Raw genomic sequence first — 7,501 nt, forward strand, 5'->3', positions numbered from 1 at the left:
GCCGACCTTTCCCACCAGGCCGCGGGGCGCTCCGCCGCGGCCACGGGGCCGTCAGCGGCGGGCGTGGGCCCGACGGCCCGGGCGTTCTCGGGCCGAGCTTCGGTGGGTCGTGCCGCCATCGGTCCCGTGGACAGCGCTGGTTCGGTGGACAGCGCTGGTTCCGTGGACAGCACCGGTTGCATGGACGGCGTTGGTTCCGTGGACAGCGCCGATCCGGTGGGCAGCACTGGTCCGGTGGTCGGCGCCGGGGCCGGGCGCACCGCTGCGGCCAGCCGGGCGGTGATACGTCCAACGGCCGAGGTCGCCGATCTGTCGCTGACGCTGGCCGGCGCCGGCATCGGGGTGTGGAGCTGGGAGCCGGCCAGCGGTCGGCTCGTCTGCGACGAGCAGGCGGCCGCGATGTGCGGTCTCGCCCCGGGCGAGTTCGACGGGACCATCGACACCGCCCTCGCCATGGTCCACCCGGAGGACGCGACGGGCGTGCGCACGACCCTGGCGGACGCCGCCCGCACCGCCGGCGCCGTCCTGGAGGAGTACCGGATCCTGCGGCCGGACGGCCTGACCCGCTGGGTCCAGGTGCGCGGAGCCGTGGTGCGGGACGAGACGGCCGGCGCGGCCCGGATGGTCGGGCTGGTCGGCGACGTCAGCTCGGTGCAGACGGATCGCGACGGCGCCGGTCCCGGGTCCACCGCGCTGTGGCGGGCCACCCGCCTGCTCGACCTCACCCACGCGCTCGGGCAGGCCCTGACCGTCGACGAGCTCGGCGACGTGGTCGTGCACACCGCCACCGCCGACCTCGGGATCGTGTTCGCCGCGGTCATGCTCCACGGCGACGACGGCGAGCTGTACCGCAGCATCGTGCACCCGGCGACCTCGCCGGTCCTCGCGATGTGGCAGGCCCTGCCGATCCGCGGGCCGGCCGCCGCCGCCGACGTCGTGCGCGACCGGCGGCCCCGCTATCACCCCAGCCGGGCCGAATACCTCGCCGACTACCCGGACCGGGAGCAAACGGTGCAGGTCCTCGAACTGAACGCCAGCGCCCACCTGCCGCTGGTCGTCTCCGGTCGGCTCATCGGCGTTCTCGTGCTCGTCTGGGACGTGCCCCGCGACTTCGACCCCGGCGATCAGGCGTTCCTGCAGACCCTCGCCGGGATCTGCGCCCACGCCTTCGAACGGGCCCGGCTGTACGAGCGCCAGACGACTCTGGTCACCGTCCTGCAACGGGCGATCCTGCCGCAGCGGCTGCCCGATCCGGCCGGAGTGCGACTCAGCGCCCGGTACCTGCCGGCGAGCCGGGACGTGGGCATCGGCGGCGACTGGTATGACGCCATCGTGTTGCCGGACGGCGCGCTCATGGTCGTCGTCGGGGACGTCGGTGGCCACGGCCTCGGCGCCATCGCGATCATGGCGGAGCTGCACCAGGCCACTCGGGCGTACGCGTTGCAGGGCCAGAGCCCGGCGGAGATCACCACCCAGCTCGCCGCGAACCTCGCCGGCCAGGGCGACGAGACGCTGGCCACCGCCGTCGTCGCGCATCTGCGACCGGGCGAGCGGCGGTTGACCTGGTCCTGCGCGGGGCACCCGCCGCCGCTGCTGATCGCCGGGCCGGCCACGCGCTACCTCGAACAGGTGCACGGCCCGATTCTCGGCGCGGCGCCGGGCCACCGGTACGGCCAGAGCGAGCTGACCCTGCCCCCCGGCTGCCGGCTGCTGCTCTACAGCGACGGGCTGGTGGAACGACGGGGGGCGTCCCTGTCGCTGGGCCTCGACGCGTTCGCCGCCGCCGCCAGCGCCGGAGCCGCACCCGGCCCGGACGGTGGGCCCAGGTCCGGCGGGCTGGAGGACCTGTGCGACGGGATCCTCGCCGAGATCACCGCCCCCTGCGGGCGCGACGACGACGTCTGCCTGCTCGCCGTCGGCCTGGACTGACAGCCGCTGGTCTGTCCCGACAGCCGCTCGGCTGTCCCGCTGGTCCGTCCCGCTCGTCAGGAGTGGGCGACGACCCGGCCGGTCATCGACTCGGGCAGGATGCGCACCCAGTGCGGGTGCTCGATGCGGTCCGCCCACGGGGCCAGCCCGGTCTTCTCCAGCCTGGCCAGCGTCTGCTGATCGGTGACCGCCACCGCCCTGCCGTTGATCAGAACGCTCCAGCCTGCGCGGGCCACCGGGTCATGGCCGTCGACCTCGAATCCGACGGCGTCCTCCTCGAGCGCCACGGCCAGTTTGGAACCGGTGGCCGTGCGGAACGCGATGGCGTCCCCGTCCAGCACGTAGTTCACCGGCAGGACGAGGATCTCCCCGTCCGCGCGGAATGCAACCCGGCCCACCTGCTCGCCGGCGAGCAGCCACAGGCAGGTGGCCGTGGGCAGGACACCACCCCCGGCATGGTCGAGGGTGACGGTGGTCTTGTCGCTGGCGCTGGCGGTGAAACCTGGCGCACCCACACTCGTCGATGTCATGTGTGTTCCCCTCGTCCGCTGGTGGGCGTCCGGACCGACGGGGCGCCCGGACCGCTTCGGCGATGCCCGATTCGACGGTAGGCCGGTGCGTATCGGGAGATCAGGGCCGATCGTCGTCCGCCCGCCGGGCCCTCCGGCACGGGTGTGCCCGTCCGGTCGGTGCCGTACGCGGTCCGTCAGCAGGCCCGTAGCAGCCGATCCAGCACGCGGGTGCCGAACTCGAGGGCCGCGACGGGGACCCGTTCGTCGACCCCGTGGAACAGGGCGCTGAAGTCCAGCTCCGGCGGCAGGCGCAACGGCGTGAATCCGAAGTGGCGGATCCCCAGCCGCTGGAACGACTTCGCGTCCGTCCCCGCGGCCAGCAGGTAGGGCAGGACGCGCGCGCCTGGGTCCTCCGCTTCGATGGCCGCTTCGATCGCCGCCACCAGGGTGCCGTCGAAGCTCGTCCCGACCGGCGGCAGGGTGTCCCATTCGGCCAGCACCCGCGGGCCGAGCACCGCGACCAGCTCGCGGCCGAAGGCCTCCTCGCGTCCGGGCAGGAAGCGGCCGTCCACGGTGGCGCGGGCCAGGGCGGGCACGACGTTCGACCGGTAGCCGGCGTCGAAGAGGGTCACGTTCGCCGTGTCCCGCAGCGCCGCCCCGACCAGGCGCGCCAGCGGGCCGAGACGGTCGACGGCGGCCTGCGGATCGGCCTCGTCGAACGGGACCCCGGTGATGTCCGCGATCCCGGTGAGCAACGCCCGGATCGGATCGGTGAGCACCAGCGGGAAGCGGTGGGCGTCGAGGCGGGCGACGGCCGCCGCCAGGGTCGCGATCGGGTTGTCGTCGTGCAGCATCGAGCCGTGCCCGCCACGGCCGCGGGCCGCCAGCCGCAGCCACATGCTGCCTTTCTCCGCGGTCTGGAGCAGGTAGACGCGGGAGTCCTCGCCGCCGGCAGCGGCGCCGCCGGTGGTGGTGGTGGTGGTGGTGGCGGTGGAGCCGAGGGTGATGGAGAAGCCGCCGACCTCGCCGATCGCCTCGGTGGCGCCCTCGAACAGGTCGGGGCGGTTGTCCACCAGCCAGCGGGCCCCGTGCCAGCCGCCGGCCTCCTCGTCGGCGACGAACGCGAAGATCAGATCCCGCGGCGGGGTGACCCCCTCGCGGCGCAGGCGGCGGGCCACGGCCAGCATGATCGCTACCGCGCCCTTCATGTCGACGGCGCCGCGCCCCCACACGTACCCGTCGCGCACCTCGCCGGCGAACGGGTGGACCGTCCAGTCGGCCGCGTCCGCCGGGACGACGTCAAGGTGACCATGCAGGAGCAGGGCGCCCCGCGACGGGTCGGCGCCGGTCAGCCGGGCGACGACGTTGCCGCGCCCGGGCGCGGTGGACTCCAGGTAGGTGACGTCGTAGCCGACGTCGGCCAGCCGGCCGGCCACGTATTCGGCCGCGGGCCGCTCGGTGCCCCGGGCGTGCGGGTCGCCGTGGTTGCTGGTGTCGAACGCGATGAGCTCGCTGGCCATCGCCACCGCCTCGCGGGCGGCAACCCGCTGACCTGCCGACGGGTCGGCACCGCTCATACCGCCGGCTCGCCCGTGCCCGTGGCCGGGCGCGCGGCGAGCGGCCCGTCGGCCTGGGCGGGCACGGCCACGGCAGCGGGGATCCGGACGGCACGGAAGGTCACCGTGCGTCGCTGCCGGAAGCCGAGGGTCTCGTAGAGGCGGATCGCGTTCGTGTTCGTGGCGGCGGCGTGCAGGAAGGGGATCTCGCCGCGGGCGCGGATGCCGGCGGCGACCGCCCGCACGAGGCGGGAGGCCAGCCCCGTCCCCTGATGATCCGGATCGGTGCAGACGGCGCTGATCTCGGTCCAGCCCGGTGGGTGCAGCCGCTCCCCGGCCATGGCGACCAGCACCCCGCCGCGGCGGATGCCGAGGTAGGTACCGAGCGCGATGGTGCGGGGCAGGAACGGGCCGGGGCGGGTGCGGGCCACCAGGTCGAGCATCTCCGCGACGTCCGCCGGGCCGAGGCGCACCGCGTCGTCGTCGCCCACCGCGTCGATCCCGGCGTCGATCATCTGGACCCCCGGGCCGAAGCCGACCTCCTCCCAGCCGGGTGGCACGTCCGCGTCGACGCCGGTGAACGGCACCAGGGCGCCCGGGCCGAGCAGCGCCGCCGCGTCCTGCCAGGTGCGCTCGTCCGGCTCGTCGGGCAGGGCGACGAACGGGCACACGTCCGCCGGGTAACGCAGCACCTCCCCGCGCCGCTCGGCGAGGTGCGCGTGCGGGCCGAGCAGGGCCGAGCGGGTGGGATTGTCCAGGACGTGCCGTATGGTCACCCGCCGACTTCTATCACGATCTTTCCGCGGGCGTGACCGGTCTCCACCGCCCGCAGGGCCGCATCCGCCCGGTCCAGCGGGTAGACGTCGCTGACGTGGGGGTCCAGCACCCCGGCCGCGACGAGGCCGACGACGGCGTCGAGCACGTCCGCGTTGCGGGCCCGCTGCACGGCCACCCCGCCGAGGCGGGTGACCGTCGCCGTGTCCGCGGCCGTGACCAGCCGCGGCGGGACGTCGCCGGCGGTCGCCGCCGGGGTGAGCACCCCGGCGATCTCCTCGAGCGCCGCGCCGCCGACGAGATCGTAGACCGCGTCGACCCCCTGCGGCGCGACCGCGCGGACCCGGTCGAGGACGCCGGGACCCGGCTCGACCCAGGCGACCCCGAGGGACTCGACGAGGTCCTTCTTCCCGGCGCTGGCCGTGCCGACGACGGTGAGCCCGGCGTCCCGGGCGATCTGCGCGGCGGCGACGCCCACCCCGCCGCCGACGCCGGTGATCAGCAGGGTCGCGCCCGGCGCCAGCGCGAGCTGCTGCACGCCGTCGTACGCGGTGGCCGCCGCGACCGGCAGGGTGGCCGCGTCGCGGAAGCTCACCGCGGCCGGCTTGTGCGCGGCCAGCGCGGCCGCGAGCAGGACGTGCTCGGCGTAGGCGCCGCCGACCGTGATCCCGAGGACCTCGTCGCCGACCGCGAACCCGGCCACCTCGGGGCCCACGCCGGTGACCACGCCGGCCGCCTCCAGCCCCAGCACGACGGGGAACACCGGGTCGGGCAGGCCGGGGATCGACAACCCGTCGCGCAGCTTCCAGTCCGCGGGGTTCACACCCACCGCGCGCACCGCGATCGCGAGCTGACCCGGCCCGGGCTCGGGCGCCGGCAGATCGGTGAACGTCTCCACCTCGGGGCCGCCGTTCGCGGTATGGACGTATGCCTTCGGCACCGCAGTCCTTCCTTTCGTCCCGTTCGCTCGCGTGGCCTCACGCCACGGATCTGGTCGGTCACATCGTCGGTCACATGGTCGGTCACCGGGCGGTCGCCTGCTTGCCGGCGTCGCCGCCGAGCCGGTGCTCGGACGGCGTCGCCGGCTCGGCGGCGGTCTGCTTCAACAACGGCCGCCGCCGTCCCCTTCCGCACCGTCGGCCGGCCCGCCGGACGCGTCACGGCGCCGCCCGGTTCGGACCGGTTCGAGACCGCTGCGGGCCCGGTCGGCTCGGTCGGTCCGGTCGGTCCGGTTGGCTGGTTCACCCGGGGAGCGGGTCAGCCGTGGCGGCGGGTCCACTCCGCGGCGAGCAGCTCGTAGGAGCGCACCCGGTCGGCGTGGCGGTGGGTGATCGTGGTGACGGCCAGTTCGTCCGCGCCGGTCGCCGTCGCGAGCTGTTCGAGCCGGTCGGCGACGGTCGACGGGGAGCCGACGAGCTGGGTGGCGACCCGGTCGGCGACCAGGTCCCGATCGGCGTCGCTCCACACGTGCGCGGCGGCCTGCTCGGGAGTCGGGAACGGGATCGCCCCCGCGCCGCTGCGGATGCTGCGGACCCACAGCCCGTAGCCGGCGGCCAGCCGGGCCGCGTCGGCGTCGTCCTCGCCGACGACGACATCGGCGGAGACCGAGACGTACGGCGCGGCGAGATCCGTCGACGGCTCGAACGCCGCCCGGTACGCCTCGACCGCGTCGAGAACCGTGCTGGGGCTGTGGTGGTAGGACGCGGCGAAGCGCAGCCCCCGGGAACCCGCCACCGACGCACTCGACCCCCCCGAAGCCCCGAGGATCCACACCTCCAGCGCCGCGCCGGCCCCGGGCCAGGCGCTGGCCGTCTGGCCGTCGGCGGCGTGGTAGGTGTCGTGCAACAGGGCGAGGACGTCGTCGACCTGGTCGGCGTACTCCGGGGTGTAGGCGCCCGGCTGCTGCAGCAGCGACAGCGTCAGCCCCAACCGGGGGGAGCCGAGCAGTCGGCTGAAGTCGAACCGGCGGGGGATCAGCAGGCCGTTGGCGGCCCGCTGCTCGGTGCTGTGGTCGACCCCGCCGAGGCTGGCCTGGTAGGCGGCCGCCGCGGCCGAGACGAGCGCCGGGGCCGGTGCGGGCGTCGCTGCGCCGTCTCCGGGCCCGCCGTCCGCGGATCCGCCGTCCCCGGGTCCGCCGTTCGTGGGTCCGCCGTTCACGCCGACCGGGGACGAGCCGTTGTGGGTCGCGCCGTTGGTCGGTGCCGGCCGGCCCGGTGAGCGGCCGATGCCGAGGTCCAGGCGGCCGGGGTGCAGCGCGTCGATCAGGCCGAACTCCTCGACGATGGACAGCGGGGTCCGATGCCCGCTCTGGACGCCGGCCGAGCCGAGCCGGATCGTCGACGTCGCCCCGGCCACCAGCGCGATCGCCACCGCGGGCGACACGCCGAGCAGCCCGGGGTTGAGGTGATGCTCGGCGAACCAGTACCGCCGGTACCCGAACTCCTCCGCCTGCCGGGCCAGGTCGACAGTGTTGCGCAGTGCGTCGCTCGGGGTGCCACCGGCGCTGACCGGCACGAGATCGAGAACGGCCAACGGGATGTCTGCCATGTCTGGCCTTTCGGTCGAGGCGGGGGTGGGACTGGGGCCGGCCGGGTCGCTCCCGCGGAGGACCTGCGCCCAGCCGTGGGCATCGTCCGGATGGTCGTCCGGGCGCGCAGTGCCGATCGCGCCGGCGCCGATCGCCGCCCAGGGCGGGCCGACGCGGCCCTGGCCATCCACGCGGCCCTGGCC

Annotated in this window: 6 protein-coding genes; 1 reads left to right on the top strand and 5 read right to left on the bottom strand. The window is 75.3% G+C overall.

The features are described 5' to 3' along the window. The first annotated feature begins 180 nt into the window (after nucleotides 1-180). A complete protein-coding gene (locus ND748_RS20550; protein WP_251747634.1) occupies nucleotides 181-1,929 on the top strand; it encodes a SpoIIE family protein phosphatase in 1,749 nt (582 codons plus the stop codon). Between the two features lie 56 nt (nucleotides 1,930-1,985). On the opposite strand, the gene ND748_RS20555 is transcribed toward ND748_RS20550, so the two are convergent. The 5 genes from ND748_RS20555 to ND748_RS20575 all read right to left on the bottom strand — a co-directional run bounded on the left by ND748_RS20555 (nucleotide 1,986) and on the right by ND748_RS20575 (nucleotide 7,318). Next, nucleotides 1,986-2,459, bottom strand: a complete 474-nt coding sequence (locus ND748_RS20555) for a pyridoxamine 5'-phosphate oxidase family protein (RefSeq protein WP_251747630.1) — start codon at nucleotides 2,457-2,459, stop codon at nucleotides 1,986-1,988. Nucleotides 2,460-2,635: 176 nt separating this feature from the next. Next, nucleotides 2,636-4,018: a M20/M25/M40 family metallo-hydrolase gene (locus ND748_RS20560; protein ID WP_251747631.1), complete on the bottom strand. Its 1,383-nt coding sequence runs from the start codon at nucleotides 4,016-4,018 to the stop codon at nucleotides 2,636-2,638. Then, nucleotides 4,015-4,773 carry a GNAT family N-acetyltransferase gene (locus tag ND748_RS20565; RefSeq protein ID WP_251747632.1) on the bottom strand — a complete coding sequence of 253 codons (759 nt, stop codon included), beginning with the start codon at nucleotides 4,771-4,773 and terminating at the stop codon, nucleotides 4,015-4,017. Before ND748_RS20565 ends, ND748_RS20560 begins: the two co-directional genes overlap by 4 nt. Beyond that, nucleotides 4,770-5,711, bottom strand: coding sequence for an NADP-dependent oxidoreductase (locus ND748_RS20570; RefSeq protein ID WP_251747633.1), 942 nt, complete (start codon nucleotides 5,709-5,711; stop codon nucleotides 4,770-4,772). The genes ND748_RS20565 and ND748_RS20570 overlap by 4 nt, the downstream gene beginning before the upstream one ends. Before the next feature lie 317 nt (nucleotides 5,712-6,028). After that, nucleotides 6,029-7,318, bottom strand: a complete 1,290-nt coding sequence (locus ND748_RS20575; RefSeq protein ID WP_251747635.1) for an LLM class flavin-dependent oxidoreductase — start codon at nucleotides 7,316-7,318, stop codon at nucleotides 6,029-6,031. Nucleotides 7,319-7,501: the final 183 nt, after the last annotated feature.

Origin of the sequence: Frankia sp. AiPs1, assembly GCF_023716945.1 — a bacterium.
GTDB lineage: Bacteria > Actinomycetota > Actinomycetes > Frankiales > Frankiaceae > Frankia.

Excerpts from the sequence above, each read along its gene's own strand:
- ND748_RS20550 (WP_251747634.1), top strand. The coding sequence starts at position 181 with ATGGACGGCGTTGGTTCCGTGGACAGCGCCGATCCGGTGGGCAGCACT.
- ND748_RS20555 (WP_251747630.1), bottom strand. The coding sequence starts at position 2,459 with ATGACATCGACGAGTGTGGGTGCGCCAGGTTTCACCGCCAGCGCCAGC.
- ND748_RS20560 (WP_251747631.1), bottom strand. The coding sequence starts at position 4,018 with ATGAGCGGTGCCGACCCGTCGGCAGGTCAGCGGGTTGCCGCCCGCGAG.
- ND748_RS20575 (WP_251747635.1), bottom strand. The coding sequence starts at position 7,318 with ATGGCAGACATCCCGTTGGCCGTTCTCGATCTCGTGCCGGTCAGCGCC.